We start from the raw sequence: 20,151 nt of genomic DNA on the forward strand, positions 1-20,151 counted from the left end.
CCATAAATTTGAATTAGTTTCCGCAAGATCCATCACTCAGCTCATCATTCACCAAATACTGAATAATTAAGGCATAGTTCCACGATTTATGCCTAATGAGTGATATGATAAATGCAATTTTTAATGGTGCCTTAGGCCAGTAACCGCATGGATTACAGAGTAAGAAAAACTTATGAAGCAGACAGAACAGCGATTGTTGAAGAGGAGCAAAATGGCAATGAAAAAGCTCGGTATGGTAGTTATTTAGTTAAAACGTTGTCACAAAAGCTTACCCGTGATTTCGGCTCTGGTTTTTCTCAGCGAAATATCAAATATTTCAGGCAGTTTTATTTAGCTTTCCCTGAATTACAAATTGGGCACACAGTGTCTGCCTAATTGAGTTGGAGTCACAACAAGCAATTATTGAGAGTTCAAGATCCTCAAGCTCTGTTGTGGCTAAGTAATATTGGCCATAACATTGTAGGTTCCTAAATTGCTTTCGGGCGAAATCGAGTTAGGATCAGAGCGGGAATTACTAGGGGCTGTTGATCTTTCGTGATTAAATTTTGTTCGAGATAAAAGCCTTTTAATCGAGGCAAGTCGATTGAAGCCTAGTTATTCTAAGTAAATGAGACTTAACGAAGAGTAAAAGGCTTTTAGCCGAACCCTTCGGGCTGCGTTTGTTGGTCTTTTCTACTTCGTCATCGGCTTTTCGTGTAGCCAGCTACACCACAAAGCCTCTTCCTTGTATAAAAACCCAACAATTCGCAGCAAAAACAACCATGAAAGATCAACAGCCCCTAGTTTCAGCAAGATTCATAACGGGGTGAAAAATGTCGCGAGGATCAGACTTCCCGTTTTTTTAAATGCAATATTATATTTCGATGCATAAGCCCAAAGTAACGTTGAACCCAATGATAAAACTGCCTAGGATGAAGGCAATCGATTTTCAATATTCAAAGGAGTCAGCGGTAAGCTGAAAAGGAATATGACGACAATAAAAAAAGTACAAATCGCGCCACAAGGGCCTGAATTTTCTGAATTAGTTCAAGGTTACTGGCGCTTGGGGGATTGGAATATGACCCCGCAGCAACGATTAACCTTTTTAAAGCAACACGTGGAACTTGGGATCACGACCGTTGATCATGCGGATATCTACGGATATTACCAGTGTGAACAATTGTTTGGTGAAGGATTAGCATTAGATAAAAGCATGCGCGATCAAATTGAGATCGTGAGTAAATGTGATATCAAACTTTGTGGTGATAAGAATCCAGACTGGAAAATAAACCATTACAACACCAGTCACTCGCACATTGTAGAGTCGGTCAATAATTCACTTAAACGCCTGCAAGTAGAAAATTTGGATGTTTTGTTGATCCATCGTCCTGATGCATTAATGGACGCCGATGAAGTAGCAGATACCTTTAATCAGCTTAAACAAGCCGGCAAAGTGAAGCACTTCGGGGTATCGAACTTTACCCCACGTCAATTTGAATTGCTGCAATCTCGCCTTGATGCGCCATTAGTCACCAATCAAGTAGAAATCAATCCGCTTAATTTTGATGTTGTGGATGATGGAACGTTAGATTTATTACAGCAATTACGCGTAAAACCAATGGCATGGTCTTGCTTAGCGGGTGGTGATATTTTTAATGGCTTAGAAGAAAAGCATGTACGCGTGCGTGAAGAGCTAGAAGCCATCGCCAAAGAAGTGGGCGCAAAAAGTATCGATCAAGTGATTTACGCTTGGGTACGTCGTTTGCCGTCGAATCCATTGCCAATTATAGGTTCAGGTAAAATCGAACGAGTGAAAGCGGCGATTGATGCGTTAAGTATTGATTTAAGCCGTGAGCAGTGGTTCCGAGTTTGGTGTGCCTCGAAAGGCCATGGCGTGCCATAAAATCAACCTGCGTATTTGAAGCCGCAGCGTTGTTGGCTGCGCTCACTCACCCTAATCACCTAGACGTGGGCTTTCGTTTATAAAAGAAAGCTCATAGGGCTTCGTTCCCTTGCCGCCTTGCTGTAACGCCAATTACTTTGACTGGTCACCTGCGCATTTGACTGGATGTATGCTGAAGCTACAGCTTCGTTGGCTACGTTCGTTCACCCCAATCATTTAGGCGAGTTTTTGGTTAAACGCCTTTTTGTAATGATCAATATTGTAAAATAGTGAGTAATATCTATGTAAAAGAGCCATATCGACCCGTGCGATGGGCTCTTTTTTGTCTATAAATCAGCAATTTTATTTGATTAATTAATCGCTTTTTCGACACTTTGACAGATGGTTTCACGCATCCATTGGTGGCCTTTATCTTGGTTATTGCGCTCATGCCATAATAAGACATAGGCCATTGGCAAAAATTCAAAAGGCAGAACCAGTTGGGTGAGTGGGTAGAGGTTTAAAGCGTGACTGGCAAAACTTGAGGGTAGAGTGAAAATTAAATCAGTATGGGCGCAGACACTGGCGGCGCTATAAAAATCGGGTACTGTGGCGCTAATATTGCGATGATGACCTTGATCAGCCAAATGATAATCGAGTGCCCACCATTCCTTTCCCTCACAGCGAACTTGCACATGTGTCATGGTTAAATAGCGAGTGAGTGTCCAATCTTGTTGTGCTATTTCCTGCAAAATAGGGTGGTCGTTACGCACTAAACAGACTTGTTTATCTTCATATAAAGTATGTTGTACTAAGCCTTCGGGTAATTTATTGCTGTCTAATCCTGATTGAGGGTGGAGATCTCGCCCTGCAATACCAAAGTCAATTTGCCCTTGTTGTAGATCGTGGAAAGATTGTCCGGTCCATAAATAGAAATCGAGTTTAATGCTCGGCGCTTGTTGCAACAGTGAGCCAATAAACGAAGGAATGAGCGTTTCATAAGCGCTTTCGACCATCGAAAAAGTAAATTTACGTTGGCTGGTGGCGGGATCAAAAATAGGTGGCAAAGTCAGTTGATATAAATCTTGCAACGTATTGGGTAATAATTTGGCTAACACGAGGGCGTGCGATGTTGGTCTTAATCCATGTGAGGTACGCTGAAACAAAGGATCATCGAGTGTTTCCCGCAGGCGATTCAAACTTTTGCTTAATGTCGATTGGCTGAAGTTTAAACGATGCGCGGCGCGGGTGACGCTTTGTTCTTCAATCAAAACTTGTAAGATCACCAATAAATTGAGATCGATGCGGGATAGTTTGTCTAAATTCACCTGATATTCCTTAATGGAAATTAACTGGCGCAATTATATCATTTCTATTCATATCATCTAGCCATTACAATGCCCACCCAGATCACACTTCTTTTTTATTTATCGTTCGAGAGCCGTATGAAACGAAATTTATTACCCATTTTAATGTCGATGGTGCTACTAAGCCCGTTGGCGATTGATATCTATTTGCCATCATTACCGACGATGGCGCAAGACTTTGCCGTGTCGAACAGCCAAGTACAATCCACTTTAATTCTATTCTTATTTGCGATGGGTGTTGGGCAAATTATTATTGGCCCGTTGGCAGATCGCTTTGGTCGCCGTCCGATCGCGCTATTTGGAGTGTGCTTATACATTTTAAGCAGTTTGTTGGCGGTGGTATCAAAAGAGTTTCAACTATTGCAATTGGCGCGTGTATTACAAGGTTTAGCCGCCTGTTCTACCTCGATTGTGGTGTTTAGTGCGGTGCGAGATTGTTATTCAGTTAAAGATGGCGCAAAAATTTACAGCTATTTAAATGGCGCTATTTGCGTGATCCCAGCATTAGCTCCAACACTCGGCGGCGTATTAGCGCTGCATTTCGGTTGGCGTTCCACTTTTGCTTTTATGATGTTGTACGGTTTGATCATGTTGGTGGTGGTGCTGTGGAAGTTTCCTGAAACCCGTCCGGCGAATACCATTACCGATGGTGCGCTGTATCGTTGGGCGCGTTACAAACCTGTTCTCACTGAACGCCATTTCTTGTTTTATGCGATTTGTTGCATGACAGGAATGGGGGCGATCTTAACTTATGTTTCGTATGCACCAGTATGGCTAATTGGTAAATTAGGCGTATCGGAATTGGCCTTTAGTGGTTTATTTGGTGTTAATGCGATCGTTAATATCGCCGCCTGTTTTGGCGCGCCTTGGTTAATTAAAAAACTGGGCAACCGTCCAACGGTTATTTTTGCGCTAGCTTTATTGGTTGTCTCGGCGGTATTGCAATTTTTAGTGCAAGAAATTGGACCGCAAGCCGGAATGGCCGCCGCGATTGGCTTTATGTTACCAATGGGCTTGCTGTGCATTGGTTTCGCGTTATTACTAGGCCCTGCCACCAGTATGGCGCTTTCTGCCTTTGGCGAACGAGCCGGAACCGCAGCGGCAATGTTAGGCTTTATTCAAATGAGTGGGGCATCGTTATTAGCCGGTTTAATTCAACAAACCTCGCTTACTGCGCCATTTGCGGTGATCACCGTGATGGGCGGTGGGGCGATTATATTGTTGGCGGTGATGTCGATGAAGCGGATGAATGCCTGGCATGTTGAGCAAGTTGTTCACGATTAAATACCCTGCTTACTTAAAGCTGAAACTTCAATTAATTTGGGTATACATTGTATTACTTAAAGCTGCAGTATTGTTGATTACACTTGCTATCATTTAACCCAATAAAAAAGAGTGAGCCATTAACGGGCTCACTCTTTTTTTAGTTGCTGAATCTAATGGATTGAATTAGATGAAAGCAAGGAATGGAGAGATACATAACAATACACCAGTGGCAATAATAAGGTTAGTTGCCGTGCCTTTGTATTGGTGTAATGACGGTACTTTGTGCACTAGGTAAGCTGGAATTAAGCAGCCAACCAAGCCAAAGATAGGGCTACAGATTGAAGTGAACGATAGGATTGGTGCATTCAACGCGATAGCACCCCAAGCGATCAGGATAGTGAATAGCACCACACCCTTATCAATCAAGTTTTTGTTAATGTTCTCTTCTTTGTATTTACGCTTTAAGAAGTTAAGCGCAATACCGTTACAAGCTTCACGGAAGGCTAAGAAAACACCAAAGAATGAAGTAACAACAGCAAAGATATTAATAACGATACCTGCAACCGTTACCCAGCTACCAGGGTAGTACTTAGCAATAATCGCAAGCGCAGAGATATTTTGTGCCATCGCAATATTGGCTTGTTCTTGGCTAATCGCGAAAGTGAACGATACTGCAAAGAAGAAGACAACAAAGAAGAGAATCAAGAAAGCAATCGTCATAGCGCGAGTGGCTTTATGACGTGCAACTTCAATGTTTTTCTCATGGGCGCGGTATGAAATGACCATCGGGCTTAATGATTGAATAAACAGGATGGAAGTTAATGTAAATGGTAGGGTAATGATGGCATTTTTCAGCATCGGTAAGAAAGTACCCATGGCTGGAACGTTATTCATATCCCATTCAGACATCAGTAATACACCCATCACCGCAACTAAGACAAGCACGGTTGTTGCCATTACACCAGATAATTTAAAGAGTAGTTTTTCACCTTTACTGGCAATGAAAGCTAAAACACAAATTAGACCTAAGCCATAAAATACGTTTTCATTTAAATGACCTTGCGTGACACCAAATGAATGTAAGTAAGAGGCACTGTCATTGGTAACGGCTAATGAGTAAACCAATACCCAGATAACCAACATTAGGAAGTAAAGCACGCCTAATGCCATGCCCCAGTTTTTACCTAGGTAACCGGTGATAACGCCTGGGTAATCAGTACATTCTTTGGATTCCGCTAGCGTATTAATGAACAATTTTTGGAACAAGTACATTGCAGGATAGCCAATTATAGAGGAAAGTAAGAATACCCATAACCCCATAATACCTACTTGGACGGGTAGAAAAACAATCCCCGCACCAATTGCCATTCCGATGCTCATTACGATCCAACCGATATCAACACTGTCGAATTTGGTGGCTTGTTTCCATTCGGTTTCAGTCATGCCCGCTTTGATGTGGCGAGGCTGCTTTACGCTGCTTTTTGTTTGAGAATCTACTGCTGTATTTGTAGTCATAATGTTGATCTCGTTATTGTGTATTTCTCAAATATATTTGAGAAGGATGTAAGCAAACAATAAAAACCGTATTTATTCAGTGGTAATTGAGAGCTCGAGCATAAAGTGAGCATAGTTTGTGAAGTAGATCACCTCTATCTAGTAACCAAATATTACCAATTGCAAAATTTTCAGATTAATTTGAATTTTTAGATTAAATGTTCGTCAGGAATGAAAATATAAACTCCAATTTTTTTGATTATTTTAATAAAGATTAGTGAAAAGTGTGATCACTCTCTTTGTTGTTGCTAATCAAGCTAAGGCAGAATCAACGCAATAGCTTACTTTTAGCTTGAACGTGCGGAAAAGACGTTAAGGATGCACAGTGGAACTCAGAAAATTAACCCAAGCAGATCATGATATTTTGCATGCGATGGAAAACGTGGTGGATGGGATCGCGAAAATGTACGGACAACACACCGAAGTGGTGCTGCACAGTTTAGATTCTCAATCCCCGTCAGTAGTGAAAATCGCTAACGGTCATATCACCAGCCGCAGTTCGGGCGCGCCGATCACCAATTTGGCTTTTTTGAAACTCAAAGAAGGTCGCGATGTTTCCGATTCTTACTTTAGTAAAACCAGCGAAGGTAAAACGCTGCGATCAATTACTACGATTGTGAGAAATCGAACCGGTGAAGCGATTGGTCTGTTGTGCATCAATTCTGATATGGATGTGCCAATGCATGCGTTTATTCAAACCTTACTGCCAACCGATCAGACCGTCAGCTTTACCGATAGCGCATCTCCGGAAACTTTTGCGCAGAATATTGATGAGACCATCGTCAGTACCATTGATACAGTAAAACAAGAGATATGGTCTAACCCAACCGTTTCGCCATCAAAGCGTAATCGTGAAGTGGTGACGCGTTTATCTGAATTAGGCATTTTCAAATACCAAGACAGCAAGCAAACCGCCGCCGAGGTTTTAGAAATTTCACGCGATACGGTTTATCTTTATTTGAGAGAGCTTGAGCATAAGTAGCTTGAGTATAAGCAGACAGCTACGATAACGGATTGAGCCAAATAGCCCTTAAATAAAAGAGGGTCACATGTCGAGTTGGTATCAAAAGAATTTAGGTGAAGCTTTAATGGCGATCCCAGAATTTGAAGCACTGAAAACTCAAGTGGCTAAATTAAAAGCTGAGCACAGTGGCGCGGTGGTCGATCTTTATTATCGACACCAGTCGAATGGTCAACTTCATTGTGATTTGATGGTTTATTTATATTCAGATAATAAAAGGATCATGAACGAGATCCAGGCCAAAGTGTGTGCTAAACCAAGCCAATCTGGTTTGTCTCGGCTCGATTCAGATTGAGAAAAAAAGCAATTTAGCGTACATTCAACGGCAAGATTAATCACAGAGAAATTCCCATGATCACGTTACAAACTGGGCTGTTATATTGCTTTATTATGAGCCTTGTGACCTTCATCGTTTACTGGAAAGATAAACGCGCGGCCCGTAAAGATTTATGGCGCACTCCCGAAAAAACCTTACATATTTTGGCCTTTGCTGGTGGTTGGCCTGGCGCCTTGATTGCACAGAAAGTGTTTCGCCATAAAACCCGTAAATTGAGTTTTCAAATTATTTTTTGGTTGATGGTTATCCTAAATTGCATCGGCACACTGTGGATACAAAACCCGAATTTTTATCTTAACTAGATTGATGCCTTTGGATACCTTATTGTTGATGCGATGATTTTGGAGGAGCTCAGGTTTTTCTCTCGCTGTTAATAACGACGGAGATTTGCTATTATTTGATGGTTATTTCGACACCTATGAGCGTGCTCAATCATCCAGACTGGTGCTCTCTAGGTGATGGACCACAAATAAATGGGGCTCCACTTCTATGAATATTAATCAATCGAGCGATAATCTAAGCACCACTCAATTAGCCAATCAAGCATTTGATATTAAGCTTACCGATGCTCATATCTCTAAAATTCCCGATCAGGTATGGCCTCAAATTGAGCAAATTCAAGAGCAGGCGTATCGTGATGATCTGGCCGAAAATATCGATATTCTTAAAATAAAGTCCGATGTTTCCCCTGAAACCTGCTTTGTCTGTATGGATGATGAAGAGCAAGTGCTTGGCTATGTTTTGGCTCATCCTTGGGAAAGCTCGGTTCCACCCTGTATTAATCAAGATATTTCTGAACGTGGTGAATTGGTATCACTGGAAGAGGCTTCAACTTTGTATCTGCATGATTTAGCCATTAGCCCTGATGCGCGTGGTGCGGGTATTGCTCAAGCATTGGTTGAAAACTTACTCAAGCATGCACAACGATGGAATATAGATAAAATCTCTCTTGTTGCGGTACAGGGTATGGCAAGCTTTTGGGGTAACTACGGTTTTAACTCGGTTAAGTCAAACGCGACCGACAGTTATGGCGATGATGCTCAAATGATGGTAATCCAACTGCCTCTTTGATCGCCCGCAGGTATTATAATCAAAGTAGATCCTCAATTCCTAGATCAATAAATTTCTCTCATTCGATACCCTAAGTCTGGTATGTCAGCTTTGATTGGACAGGGTATAACACAAGGATAGATATCATGAATTCAACTCACCCGATGGTGACTCCTACATGGCTTTTTGACCATTTCTCCGATGATAATGTGATCGTGCTTGATGCCACGACTATCGATGCGGTAGCAGGTGAAGCATTACAAGGAGCACGCCGATATCTACCTAACTCACAAGCATTTGATATTGAAAAAGTGTTTGTTGATTTAGATAATCCGCTACCCAATACTATGCCAAGCCCCGAAAAATTTACCCAACAAGCTCAAACCTTGGGTATTAATCAAGACAGCATTGTGGTGATTTATGATGAGCGAGGCTTGTATTCCGCGCCACGTGCATGGTGGATGTTTCAATGTATGGGGCATGCACAAGTTTATGTATTAAACGGCGGCGTCAATGCTTGGCAAGCAATGGGTTATCCTATTACCGATACGCACGGTGTCGATTTATTTGCCAAGGGTAATTTCATCGCGAAATATCAAGCCGAGAAAGTGTATAGCGCACAAGATGTTTTGGCTGTAATGGATAAGCCTAAAACCTTGATTGTTGATGTACGTGGCGAAGGGCGGTTTAATGGAACCATGCAAGAACCACGCGAAGGCATGCGCTCAGGACATATCCCATCTTCTATTAATTTGCCGTTTGGTAAAGTATTAGTTGGCCATCAGTATTTGCCATCTCAAGAGTTAACAGCCTTGCTTCGTGAATACCACTTTGATCAAGCTGACAAATTAATCTTTAGCTGTGGTTCTGGTTTAACCGCTTGTATTGTTCTGCTGGCTGCTTATAGTGCAGGCTATACCAATTTGGCACTGTATGATGGTTCATGGAGTGAATGGGGCGCCGATCACTCGCTACCGATTTCACAGTAACGGCATTGATTAACTGTAGGGAATATTATGAATAATGAATCTGTTGATATTTATCCAGTAAAAGGGCAGTGCCAATGTGGGCAGGTCACTTTTAGCTTAAAAGCCGCGCCAAAAATGGTGATAGCGTGTCATTGCAAAGAATGCCAGAAGTTATCCACTAGTGCGTTTAGTATTACAACCATTGTCGAAGCAAGCAATATTGAAATCAACGGCGTATTACATGACAGTTCTCGCGTAGCCGATTCAGGCAGTGTGAATGTCGGAAAATTTTGTCCAGGTTGTGGCAATCGTATTTATCAGATCAATCCGGTAGCGCCTGAAATGATCAAATTTAAAGCCGCTGGTGGCTTAGACAATACCAGTATGATCATTCCAACCATGCATGTTTGGACCCGTGAGAAACAAACTTGGTTTACGATTCCCGAAGGTGTGCAACAGTTCGAAAAACAACGTTAATCGCGCTTTATCTTTTGCACAGTCTGCTCATTACTTGCTTAATGGGCAATTTCCTCCAACACTAAAACCATCGACTCTTTTTAACTCAATTATTTGGGTATCAATAGGATCATTACGATGGCGACTAATCATTATTCAAACCAAGAAAGCTCTGTAAATAAAATTAATTCTAATCATGATCAGGATACGTCGGATTACCGAATTGAACACGACAGCATGGGAGAAGTTCAAGTACCCACCAGTGCCCTCTATCAAGCGCAAACTCAACGAGCAATAAATAATTTCCCTATTAGTGGGCTAACATTGCCGATTCGCTTTATTCAATCAATCACTATGATCAAGCAAGCCGCCTCGGTGGTGAATCTTGAACTGGGATTATTGGATCATCAACGCGCTCAAGCAATAGAAGTTGCCTGCTCGCAAATTATTGAAGGCGAGTATAACGATCAATTTCCGATTGATGTGTTTCAAACCGGCTCGGGCACTAGTACTAATATGAATGTTAATGAAGTGGTGGCAACTTTATCTAATCGGACTTTAGCCAATCAATTCCCACACGAAGGCAGTCAAATTGAGCAAGTTCACCCCAACGATCATGTCAATATGAGTCAAAGCAGTAATGATGTGATCCCCACCGCAATCCAATTAAGTTGTTTAACCGCTATTCACACCCAATTGCTTCCCGCTATGTCTCATTTGATCAGCGTGCTAGAAACAAAAGCGCTGCAAAATGACGATATAGTCAAAACGGGGCGCACTCATTTAATGGATGCGATGCCAGTGACTCTTGGGCAGGAATTACGCGCATGGAAAACACAAGTGCAACGCGCGCAGCAACGCATAGAAGACTCATTACCCGAACTGCAAAGCTTAGCTCAAGGCGGCACCGCAGTCGGTACAGGCATAAATGCACCAGAGACGTTTGCAGCAAAAATCGCACAACAACTCAGTGATATGACAGGGATAAGTCTGCATGCCAGTGATAATCCATTTTATAATTTAAGTTGCCAAGACAGCAGTGTGGCCTTATCGGGGGAATTAAAAAGTTATGCCGTGGCATTAATGAAAATAGCCAATGATTTACGTTGGATGAACTCTGGGCCCTTAGCAGGGATTGGTGAGATTGAACTCGCCGCATTGCAACCTGGTTCGTCAATCATGCCGGGTAAAGTCAATCCTGTGATCCCAGAGGCCGTTGCGATGGCTGCAGCGCAAGTGATAGGCAATGACACCACCATTACTGCAGCAGGGCAATCGGGAAATTTTCAATTAAACGTAATGTTACCGCTGATCGCTTATAACTTATTGCAGAGTGTCGAATTACTCAGTAATTGTTCGGTGCTATTGGCGGATAAAACAATAAAAGATTTCAGCGTTAGGCAAGATAATCTGGATAAGGCGTTAGCTAAAAATCCTATTTTAGTCACCGCATTAAATCCCATTATAGGTTATGAACAGGCGGCTAAAATTGCTAAAAAATCCTATCAACAACAAAGATCGATTTTGGATGTAGCAGAACAAGAAACCTCCTTGAGTCGAGTGGAATTGGAAGCGTTACTCGATCCAATCAAACTGACTCAAGGAGGGGTAGGCAAATCATTTTAAGCCCACAATATATGACCAAGCATTGGCGCTAACAGTACGGTCACGACACCAGCCAGCATCATCATTAGACTAGCAATCACGCCAGCTTGATTATCAATTTTATAAGCGGTGGCCGTTCCTGCTCCATGAGCGCAAGCGCCAAGGCCTGCGCCTTTCCCATGGTGCGAGTTTATGGTTAATAGCCCTAAAACTAACTCCCCAACAATGATGCCAATCACGCCGGTTATCACCACAAAAACGGCAGTAAGATCAGATTTGCCACCAATAGATTCGGTTGCCGCCATCGCAAATGGAGTGGTAATGGATCGCATTGCCAAACTACGCTGTAACATCTCAGACAAATGAAACCATCTACTGAGCAATAAAGTACTACCAATGCCTGCGACAACCGCGATCACAACCCCAGAGCTCAACGACAGCCAATGCTTAATGATTAATGAACGATATTCATAGACAGGAACTGCAAAGGCTAAAGTAGCAGGACCAAGCATCCAAACTAACCAATGAGAATCAAACATATAGTCTTGATAAGGAATGTTTAATACCAAGACTAAAGCGACGATCACAATCGGTACAAATACCAAAGGAATAAAAATGAAAATCGGGAAGCGGCGATGTAACCATTTACTGAAATAATAACAGGCAACAGTGAATACTAAGTAAGTCACGATCAGGACTTGATGCAGAAAAGGAGAGTAAGTCATTATTTATTCCCTTGCATTTTATCTGCAATTAATTGTTTTAATGCTATTTTTTTAACTTCATAACGGTAGACTTTCTCAACCACGAAAGAGGTTATCCCTAGTACAAAGCAGGTACTTAATATTATTACTGCCATGATTTTTAAGCCTTGATGTAGAAATAAATCTTGATAGTTAATGATCGCAATAACAGCAGGAATAAAAAACAATAGCATCTCGGCCAATAACCACATTGAACCGGCTTTTAACCACTTCACATTGACGATGCCTGTAAACATCAAAGCCAGCAAAACGAGTAAGCCAAATACATTCGAAGGCATAGGGATATGCAACAAGCGAACCACTTGGTCTGAAAGTAACCACAGCAAGCAAAGTTCGATAACTTGGATGAAAACAAGAGATGTATTTTTTACGCTGAAACTAGACATGATAATTAATAAGCCCGCTTTAATTTGATGTACTCATTATAGGTGAAGATATCAACTTTCAATAAATGAATAATATAACTATAATCTATTCCATATTGGAATGGTGGTGGGTTTTAGGGCTAAGTGATTCGCTATGCTGCTGAAATGAAACGTGAGGTACGCGAAAATGAATAATAAAGAACTGAATTATTTTGTCACTTTGATCCGAGCAAAGAATTTCACTCGCGCATCTGAGCAACTATTTGTCACCCAACCCACCATAAGTAAAGCATTGAAGTCGTTAGAAGCATCGGTTGGAGAACCATTAATTCAACGCAATAACCGAGACATTCAATTAACCGAAGCCGGAGAAGTGGTTTATCGTTATGGTGAATCTATATTGCAGCAATTTACCGATATGCAAACCAAGCTCCAAGATCTTAAACAATTGGAATATGGGCAGCTTTCGATTGGTATCCCGCCAATGGTTGGGCATCTCTATGCTAATACATTGCATCAGTTTAACGTGGATTACCCTAATATTGATGTTTCAATTATAGAGTTTGGTAGCCGAAAAATTGAAAGTGCAATTCATAAAGGTGAGATCGATGTTGGCGTCACCATGTTGCCATTAGAAAATGAAAAACTACAAACTAAGACCATAGTAGAGCATCCAGTACTTGCAGTAATGGCTAAAAATAATGGTTTTGAGAATAAAAAAAATATTGATATCACCGAGTTAAAAAACCATACCTTCTACCTTTATAGTGAAGAATTTGCACTTACCGCGGTGATTGAAAAAATGTGTCAAAAGTATGGTTTTCAGCCGAAGATTGGCGTGCGAAGTACTCAATGGGATTTTTTGGCCGCGATGGTAGAAAATGGGCTTGGAGTGACTTTTTTACCCGCGCCAATTTGCGCAAAGTTAGATCCAAAGCATTATGATTTTTTTGAGTTAAAACAAGAGATAAAGTGGGAGTTAGGCATTAGTTGGTCATCTCAACGCTACTTATCGCGTGCCGCTGAGGCATTCTTAAGCTTAATCTAAAATAAAAAACTGCACTGGACTCCTCCAAATGCAGTTGATATTTTTATTCGCTGCTAGAGATTATTTTCTTTCGTAGAAAACTTCAACACGGCGATTTTTCTCACGTCCTTCGGCTGTCGCGTTGTCAGCAATTGGGCCCGTTTCGCCTTCACCTTTTACCACAATTCGGTTGGCATCGACATCTTGAGACACTAAATAGTCAGCCGCCGATTGAGCTCGTTGTTGTGATAATTTTTGGTTATAGGCTTCACTACCACTAGAGTCAGTGTGACCTACAATTTCTACGGTTAACTCTGGTTCAGCTTTAAGTTTATCAGCAACAGGGTGCATTGATTCTTTGGCTGCAGGAGTAAGCTCGGTTGAATCGTGAGTAAACGCACCAGTAGAAAGGGTAACAGCTAATTCTTCTTTTGGCGCTTCTGCAACCACGGGAGCTGATTCTTGTACAGGTTCTTCTACCATAGGCTGATCTTCAACAGGTGCCGCCATTGGCGTAGCCTCTGCCACCGCTGCTTGGCCAAAGTAATAAGCAATACCGACAGAAACATAATTAACATCTGGCTGCGCACGATATCCTGCACCATCTGAAACATTATCACCAGCATTATCAAACCATTGATATTCACCGCGTAAACGCCAATTATGACTGATCTGATACTCAATACCGGCACCTAACATAAGTGAAATGTTATTGTCATCACCAGCAAAATTACTGGCTTGAACATTGTTATAAGCACCACCAAGTTTACCAAATAGGTTCCAAGAATCGGTAATATTCCAATCCGCCTTCGCGCCTAACTCAAAATTTTGTAGTTTGGTCTTTTCTGCATCGTAATGGGATTTACCTAAATAGTTATAACCACCTTCTAAAGACAACCAAGTGTTAAATTGATAACCACCGTACACACTGCCAGCCCAAGCATCATCATCGACATTACTAGCATCAGCAGGATCAAAGTCAAAGTTAGCCCAACCAGTTTTAGCACCTAAATAAAACTCACCAGCATTTTCAGCCGCTGCATTTACATTTGCAGATAACAGCAAAGAAAGAGAGAGAATTGAGGTAATTGAAGTAGAAAGCAAAGTCCGTTTTGTATTCATAATGTCACCATATATTTAAGGTTAATTTTCGTTGCCGATACCATGCTGAATAATCTGGTATCGATAATAAGGATGAAAATTGAGTTATGTTTAAACCTAGTTGTAATAATATGGTCAAATTGTTGCTTAAGCAATGTATTTTTGTTAATTGATTGGTGTGGTGCATGCATTGGGAGGGCGAAATGCGGGAATAATAAATTGTAGGTTAAGGTGAAAAAACACTGGTACTAAGGTAATTGAAATGGCAGCGTGTGTGTCCATTCAATTACCTTGATTTAGATACAATCAATCCTCATTGGTCGAACTGATCTTATGGAGTGATAAATCGGCGCCGTTGTACTCTTGTTCTTGAGTTAAGCGTAATCCGGTAACTTTATGAATGGCGCCGTACACAATAAATGAACCCAGCACCGCAATGGCAATACCGGCAAGAGTGCCGAGAATTTGTACAGGTAAACTCACGCCGCCCATGCCACCTAATGCTTGCTGACCAAAAATACCGGCTGCAATACCACCCCAAGCGCCGCATACTCCATGCAATGGCCACACCCCTAATACATCATCTATTTTGGTGCGATTTTGCATAAAGGTGAATAACCAAACAAACACAGCGGCGGCTATGATCCCAGTGAGTAGGGCACCAATCGGATGCATCACATCGGAACCTGCACACACAGCCACTAAACCGGCCAATGGCCCATTATGAATAAAGCCGGGGTCATTTTTACCGACTACCATCGCAGTGATGATCCCACCTGCCATTGCCATTAATGAATTCATGGCAACTAAACCACTGACACCGTTAATTGCCTGCGCCGACATGACGTTAAAGCCAAACCAACCAACCGATAAAATCCAAGCGCCTAATGCCAGGAACGGGATATTAGAAGGGGCAAAGTTAGTGTGTTTACCTGCGCGCACGCGTCCATGTCGCATGCCAAGAAAAATGACTGCGATGAGAGCAATCCAACCGCCGACGGCATGAACCACCACAGATCCTGCAAAATCATGGAATGGGGCGCCAAAAGTGATATCAAACCAATGTTGTAAGCCAAAGTTGCCATTCCAAATCATGCCTTCAAATAAGGGATAAACAAGGCCGACAATAAAGAAAGTTGCAATCAGGATCGGATAAAAACGAGCACGTTCCGCAATACCGCCAGAAACAATCGCCGGAATGGCGGCGGCGAAGGTGAGCAAAAAGAAGAACTTGACTAATTCATAGCCGTTGCCTGCCGATAGAGTTTGAGCATCAACAAAAAAGGTATGACCATAGGCGACCCAATAACCAAAGAAGAAGTAAGCAATGGTTGAAACTCCAAAGTCGGCTAAGATTTTGACTAACGCATTAACTTGGTTTTTATGACGAACGGTGCCCACTTCTAAAAATGCAAAGCCAGCGTGCATCAAAAACACCATGATGGCACCGAGTAAGAGAAAAAGCGTATCAGAGCTTTGAGTGAGAGCTTGTACTGCGCCCGTGACCTGAGTAATTGGATCATCCATGAAACTTTCCTTTGAATATTAAAATTAGATTGTAAATACCCTGTCGCACAATATGAGTGCGCTACAGCTCTGTAATGGAGCAATTTTTAATTGATAAGGATGTTTTAAGCAAAAAATAAGCCAAGTTATAAAGGCATGGTATTTTTAGAGGTATTAAAATAAAACTAGCATAGTAAAGGCGTATCAAGAAGAGATGACTTTGATTGGTGAGCCATGATGAGTTGCAGTGCACGAAAATAGTGCAATAAAGCAGACTGGTGCAAGTTGGTGGTGCGGATTGAATTGCCCAATATTGGACAATTCAATTTTGAACACTCTTTTTGTTATTCGTTTGAATGACGCATGAACATTTAATAGGAATGTTTGTTATTTAGATCTTGGTTTGCGTGCTGCATTCTTTTCAGGTACGCGCTTTTCAGGTGAGCGATCGGCTTTGGGCTGAAAATCTTTAATGCTGCGTTTTTTGGCGCTACGGCGATTGGCCTGTTTATCTTTGGCTGGGCGTTTGGCTACGCCCGTGCTTGGTTTATCCGTCACCGGAAAGTCGCTGAGGGTTTGTAGAGGCATGCGGTTTTTGGTTAGCGCCCGAATAGCGTCTAATGCTTCAGTTTCGGCGTGGCAGACCAAGGATATCGCCGAGCCTAGTTTGCCTGCGCGCGCAGTACGTCCAATTCGGTGCACATAAACAGGGGCATTATCTGGTAGGTCGAAATTGATCACAACCGGTAGCGCATCAATATCAATGCCACGCGCTAGGAGATCGGTCGCCACTAATACTTGGATGGTGTGTTGTTTAAATTGATGCAGAGTGGCTTCTCGCTCTATTTGTTCTTTATTACCATGCAGGGCTTTTACGTTAATGTCGGCTTTGATTAATTTTTTGACTAGGGTATCCGCATTGTCTTTGGCATTAATAAAAATCAATACTTGTTTTGTCGGTTGCTGTTTTAACAATGAAATTAACACTTTGGTTTTGCTGCCTTTATTGACTAAGAATAACTGCTCATTAATCCCATCGACCACACTGTTATTGTCATTGGTTTTAATTTCAACTGGTGAGGTGAGAACCTTCTGTACTTCAATCGCCAAGGTCTCGGTCAATGTGGCTGAAAAACATAAGGTTTGGCGCTGGATAGGAATAAAGGTTAATAGCGCTTGAATATCACTCCAAAACCCCATATCCAATAAACGGTCGGCTTCATCTAATACCAAGTGTTTGACGTTAGATAAATCAATCTTGCCTTCTTTTGCAAGCGCAAGCAGGCGACCAGGCGTAACAATAATAACATGTGGCAGTTTGGCTAATTGCTGCGCTTGAGTGACGAGGTCAACGCCACCAAATAGTGTGGCAGTTTGAATGCTTAACGCTTTAGCAATGGGTTTTAATGTTTGCGCAGTTTGTCGTGCCAGTTCGCGAGTTGGGGCAATAATAACGGCTTGAAGATGCGCGTTTTTATTGTCGATCATTTGTAAAACAGGCAAACCAAATGCAAGGGTTTTGCCACTGCCAGTGTGGGCTAAAGCCAGTACATCGGCATCGTGTAAAATAGCAGGGATCGCTTGTTGTTGAACGGGGGTTGGATTGGCAATGGTTGAAGGTAGTGCGTTAATAATATCGCTATTTAGCTGAAGTTCAGAAAAAGTCATGAGAGAACCTGTATAAGGAAAGCGTGAGAATAAAAAGGCCCTAAAGTGGAAACTTCAGGGCCTTGTTGTTGATTATGAATGCCGAGGTTGTTACTTAACCGCTTTTACCATACTTTTAGCGGGTGCGTCTTTCACGTCATCAACTTTACCAGAGACATTGTCTTTAGTGTCGTCGACTTTGTCAGACACGTTATCTTTGGTGTCATCGACTTTGTCCGATACGGCATCTTTGGTATCGTCAACTTTATTAGTGACTTCTTTCTTGGCCTGTTTGGTGGTTTTTTCCACATCACAACGACCATTAACACCAACAGATGATTCAAGCGCGGCATTTTTAGCCGCTTTACTTGCATTACAATCTGGCTTAATCACACCAGCGTAACTCATGCTTGATGCAAGAGCGAAACCAAGCATAACCAAAGCTTTAATCTTCATAAATTGACCTTTATTTTTAAGCCTAAGCTTTGTTTACTTCACGAACTTTTAGGTATTCTTCATAAGTACCACGGAAGTCGTGGATTGCACCATCACGAATTTCAAGCACGCGAGTAGCCAAAGAGGATACAAACTGACGATCGTGTGAAACAAAGAACAAGGTGCCTTTGTAGTTTTCAAGCGCCAAGTTTAATGATTCGATCGATTCCATATCCATGTGGTTGGTTGGTTCATCCATCAACAGCATGTTTGGTTTATGCATCATCAACTTACCAAGCAACATACGGCCTTGCTCACCACCTGAAAGGACTTTTACGTCTTTTTTGATATCGTCCTGACCAAATAGCATACGACCTAAGAAGCTGCGGATAACTTGCTCGTCATCACCTTCTTGACGCCACTGGGCCATCCAATCAAATACTTTGATGTTTTCGGAAAAATCATGTTCGTGATCTTGAGCGTAATACCCAATGTTGGCGTTTTCAGACCACTTAAACTCACCCGATCTCGGGGCTAATTTACCGGCAAGAGTGTTAAGCAGGGTAGTTTTACCCACGCCATTTTCACCGATGATCGCAACACGCTCACCTACTTCAAATATAGCATTAAAGTTGCTGTATAGATCTTCTTCAAAACCTTGAGTCAATTCTTCAACGATTAACGCGTTACGGAATAGCTCTTTTGATTGCTCAAAACGGATGAATGGGTTTTGACGGCTTGATGCTTTAACTTCGTCTAATTGAATTTTATCAATTTGCTTAGCACGAGAAGTCGCTTGCTTTGCTTTAGAGGCGTTAGCAGAGAAACGAGACACGAAAGTTTGCAGTTCAGCAATCTGCGCCTTCTTCTTAGCATTATCATTGAGTAGACGTTCACGCGCTTGAGTCGAAGCAAACATGTAATCATCGTAGTTACCAGGGTAGACACGTAACTCGCCGTAGTCGATATCAGCCATGTGGGTACATACTGAGTTCAAGAAGTGACGGTCATGCGAGATGATGATCATGGTGCAGTTACGTTGGTTTAGCGTGTCTTCCAACCAGCGAATAGTATCCATATCCAAGTTGTTGGTTGGTTCATCAAGTAGCATGATGTGTGGGTCAGCAAAAAGCACCTGTGCAAGTAGTACACGTAGTTTCCAACCTGGAGCGATTTCGCTCATTGGACCCCAATGTTGCTCAGTTTCAATACCCACAGAAAGCAGTAAATCACCGGCGCGAGATTCTGCGGTGTAACCGTCCATTTCTGCAAATTCAACTTCAAGGTCGGCGACTTTCATCCCGTCTTCTTCGCTCATCTCAGCTAAAGAATAAATACGGTCACGCTCTTGTTTTACTTCCCAAAGTTCTTTATGACCCATAATCACGGTATCAAGCACAGAAAATTCTTCGTAAGCGAATTGGTTCTGGTTTAGTTTTGCTACGCGTTCGTTAGGATCAACGCTCACATTACCACCGCTTGGCTCAAGCTCGCCGCTAAGGATTTTCATAAAGGTTGACTTACCACAACCATTGGCACCAATTAAACCGTAACGGTTACCGTCACCAAATTTTACTGAAATGTTTTCAAATAATGGCTTGGCACCAAATTGCATTGTGATATTAGCTGAACTTATGATAACGGCATTCCTCTAGTTTATCTTTTAATTTCATAGACTTACAATCCAGAAGGTAAAAGGTTCTGAATTGACTTTATTCTTGGGCTGCATTATAGACGATAAATGACTTATGTGATACTAGTCTAACTTTTTGTCTTAATAGAAAAGGGAATGTTAAGACAAAAAAATAGCGTTTAGCTTAT

General features: G+C 41.9%; 20 protein-coding genes. 11 read left to right on the top strand and 9 right to left on the bottom strand.

The annotated features are described in order from the left end of the window. Window positions 1-147: 147 nt before the first annotated feature. The gene (locus tag GFB47_RS13225; protein ID WP_153448512.1) at window positions 148-375 is read left to right on the top strand and encodes a DUF1016 N-terminal domain-containing protein; all 228 of its coding nucleotides are present in this window, start codon (window positions 148-150) and stop codon (window positions 373-375) included. Window positions 376-967: 592 nt separating this feature from the next. Continuing rightward, complete coding sequence (locus GFB47_RS13230; RefSeq protein WP_153448513.1) at window positions 968-1,882, top strand: aldo/keto reductase; 915 nt, start codon at window positions 968-970, stop codon at window positions 1,880-1,882. Between the two features lie 350 nt (window positions 1,883-2,232). Here GFB47_RS13230 and GFB47_RS13235 read toward each other — a convergent pair whose 3' ends face one another. Further along, on the bottom strand, window positions 2,233-3,189 hold the full coding sequence (locus tag GFB47_RS13235) for a LysR family transcriptional regulator (protein ID WP_153448514.1): 957 nt from the start codon (window positions 3,187-3,189) through the stop codon (window positions 2,233-2,235). A 117-nt stretch (window positions 3,190-3,306) separates the two neighbouring features. On the opposite strand from GFB47_RS13235, the gene GFB47_RS13240 reads away from it, so the two are divergent. Next, a complete protein-coding gene (locus tag GFB47_RS13240; RefSeq protein ID WP_153448515.1) occupies window positions 3,307-4,512 on the top strand; it encodes a multidrug effflux MFS transporter in 1,206 nt (401 codons plus the stop codon). A 165-nt stretch (window positions 4,513-4,677) separates the two neighbouring features. Here GFB47_RS13240 and GFB47_RS13245 read toward each other — a convergent pair whose 3' ends face one another. Beyond that, window positions 4,678-5,937, bottom strand: coding sequence for an SLC5/6 family protein (locus GFB47_RS13245; protein WP_178306540.1), 1,260 nt, complete (start codon window positions 5,935-5,937; stop codon window positions 4,678-4,680). Between the two features lie 436 nt (window positions 5,938-6,373). On the opposite strand from GFB47_RS13245, the gene GFB47_RS13250 reads away from it, so the two are divergent. The 7 genes from GFB47_RS13250 to GFB47_RS13280 all read left to right on the top strand — a co-directional run bounded on the left by GFB47_RS13250 (window position 6,374) and on the right by GFB47_RS13280 (window position 11,506). After that, entirely contained in the window at window positions 6,374-7,030 is a 657-nt protein-coding gene (locus GFB47_RS13250; protein WP_153448517.1) for a helix-turn-helix transcriptional regulator, read from the top strand. Window positions 7,031-7,097: 67 nt separating this feature from the next. After that, window positions 7,098-7,364, top strand: coding sequence for a hypothetical protein (locus GFB47_RS13255; protein ID WP_153448518.1), 267 nt, complete (start codon window positions 7,098-7,100; stop codon window positions 7,362-7,364). 56 nt (window positions 7,365-7,420) lie between these two features. Further along, window positions 7,421-7,708: a DUF1294 domain-containing protein gene (locus GFB47_RS13260; protein ID WP_153448519.1), complete on the top strand. Its 288-nt coding sequence runs from the start codon at window positions 7,421-7,423 to the stop codon at window positions 7,706-7,708. A gap of 187 nt (window positions 7,709-7,895) precedes the next feature. Then, window positions 7,896-8,477: a GNAT family N-acetyltransferase gene (locus tag GFB47_RS13265; RefSeq protein ID WP_153448520.1), complete on the top strand. Its 582-nt coding sequence runs from the start codon at window positions 7,896-7,898 to the stop codon at window positions 8,475-8,477. 125 nt (window positions 8,478-8,602) lie between these two features. Next, a complete protein-coding gene (locus GFB47_RS13270; protein WP_153448521.1) occupies window positions 8,603-9,445 on the top strand; it encodes a sulfurtransferase in 843 nt (280 codons plus the stop codon). A 27-nt stretch (window positions 9,446-9,472) separates the two neighbouring features. Beyond that, on the top strand, window positions 9,473-9,901 hold the full coding sequence (locus GFB47_RS13275; protein ID WP_153448522.1) for a GFA family protein: 429 nt from the start codon (window positions 9,473-9,475) through the stop codon (window positions 9,899-9,901). Between the two features lie 117 nt (window positions 9,902-10,018). Beyond that, on the top strand, window positions 10,019-11,506 hold the full coding sequence (locus GFB47_RS13280; protein ID WP_153448523.1) for a class II fumarate hydratase: 1,488 nt from the start codon (window positions 10,019-10,021) through the stop codon (window positions 11,504-11,506). Here the strand turns inward: GFB47_RS13280 and GFB47_RS13285 are convergent. After that, the gene (locus GFB47_RS13285; protein WP_153448524.1) at window positions 11,503-12,210 is read right to left on the bottom strand and encodes an LrgB family protein; all 708 of its coding nucleotides are present in this window, start codon (window positions 12,208-12,210) and stop codon (window positions 11,503-11,505) included. The two genes, GFB47_RS13280 and GFB47_RS13285, sit on opposite strands and share 4 nt — an antisense overlap. Then, complete coding sequence (locus tag GFB47_RS13290) at window positions 12,210-12,635, bottom strand: CidA/LrgA family protein (protein ID WP_153448525.1); 426 nt, start codon at window positions 12,633-12,635, stop codon at window positions 12,210-12,212. The genes GFB47_RS13285 and GFB47_RS13290 overlap by 1 nt, the downstream gene beginning before the upstream one ends. Window positions 12,636-12,801: 166 nt before the next feature. Between GFB47_RS13290 and GFB47_RS13295 the strand changes: the two genes are divergently transcribed. Next, entirely contained in the window at window positions 12,802-13,662 is an 861-nt protein-coding gene (locus GFB47_RS13295) for a LysR family transcriptional regulator (protein ID WP_153448526.1), read from the top strand. Window positions 13,663-13,722: 60 nt separating this feature from the next. On the opposite strand, the gene GFB47_RS13300 is transcribed toward GFB47_RS13295, so the two are convergent. The 5 genes from GFB47_RS13300 to GFB47_RS13320 all read right to left on the bottom strand — a co-directional run bounded on the left by GFB47_RS13300 (window position 13,723) and on the right by GFB47_RS13320 (window position 19,969). Further along, window positions 13,723-14,763 carry an OmpA family protein gene (locus GFB47_RS13300; RefSeq protein WP_153448527.1) on the bottom strand — a complete coding sequence of 347 codons (1,041 nt, stop codon included), beginning with the start codon at window positions 14,761-14,763 and terminating at the stop codon, window positions 13,723-13,725. Window positions 14,764-15,048: 285 nt separating this feature from the next. Then, window positions 15,049-16,269 (bottom strand): ammonium transporter, encoded by a 1,221-nt coding sequence (locus GFB47_RS13305; protein ID WP_153448528.1) that lies wholly within the window; start codon window positions 16,267-16,269, stop codon window positions 15,049-15,051. 366 nt (window positions 16,270-16,635) lie between these two features. After that, complete coding sequence (locus GFB47_RS13310; RefSeq protein WP_153448529.1) at window positions 16,636-17,916, bottom strand: DEAD/DEAH box helicase; 1,281 nt, start codon at window positions 17,914-17,916, stop codon at window positions 16,636-16,638. Window positions 17,917-18,006: 90 nt separating this feature from the next. Beyond that, window positions 18,007-18,351 carry a hypothetical protein gene (locus GFB47_RS13315; protein WP_153448530.1) on the bottom strand — a complete coding sequence of 115 codons (345 nt, stop codon included), beginning with the start codon at window positions 18,349-18,351 and terminating at the stop codon, window positions 18,007-18,009. Window positions 18,352-18,373: 22 nt separating this feature from the next. Beyond that, window positions 18,374-19,969, bottom strand: a complete 1,596-nt coding sequence (locus GFB47_RS13320) for an ABC-F family ATPase (RefSeq protein ID WP_153448531.1) — start codon at window positions 19,967-19,969, stop codon at window positions 18,374-18,376. Window positions 19,970-20,151: the final 182 nt, after the last annotated feature.

It is taken from the genome of Vibrio algicola (assembly GCF_009601765.2).
In the GTDB taxonomy this organism is placed as follows: Bacteria; Pseudomonadota; Gammaproteobacteria; order Enterobacterales; family Vibrionaceae; genus Vibrio; species Vibrio algicola.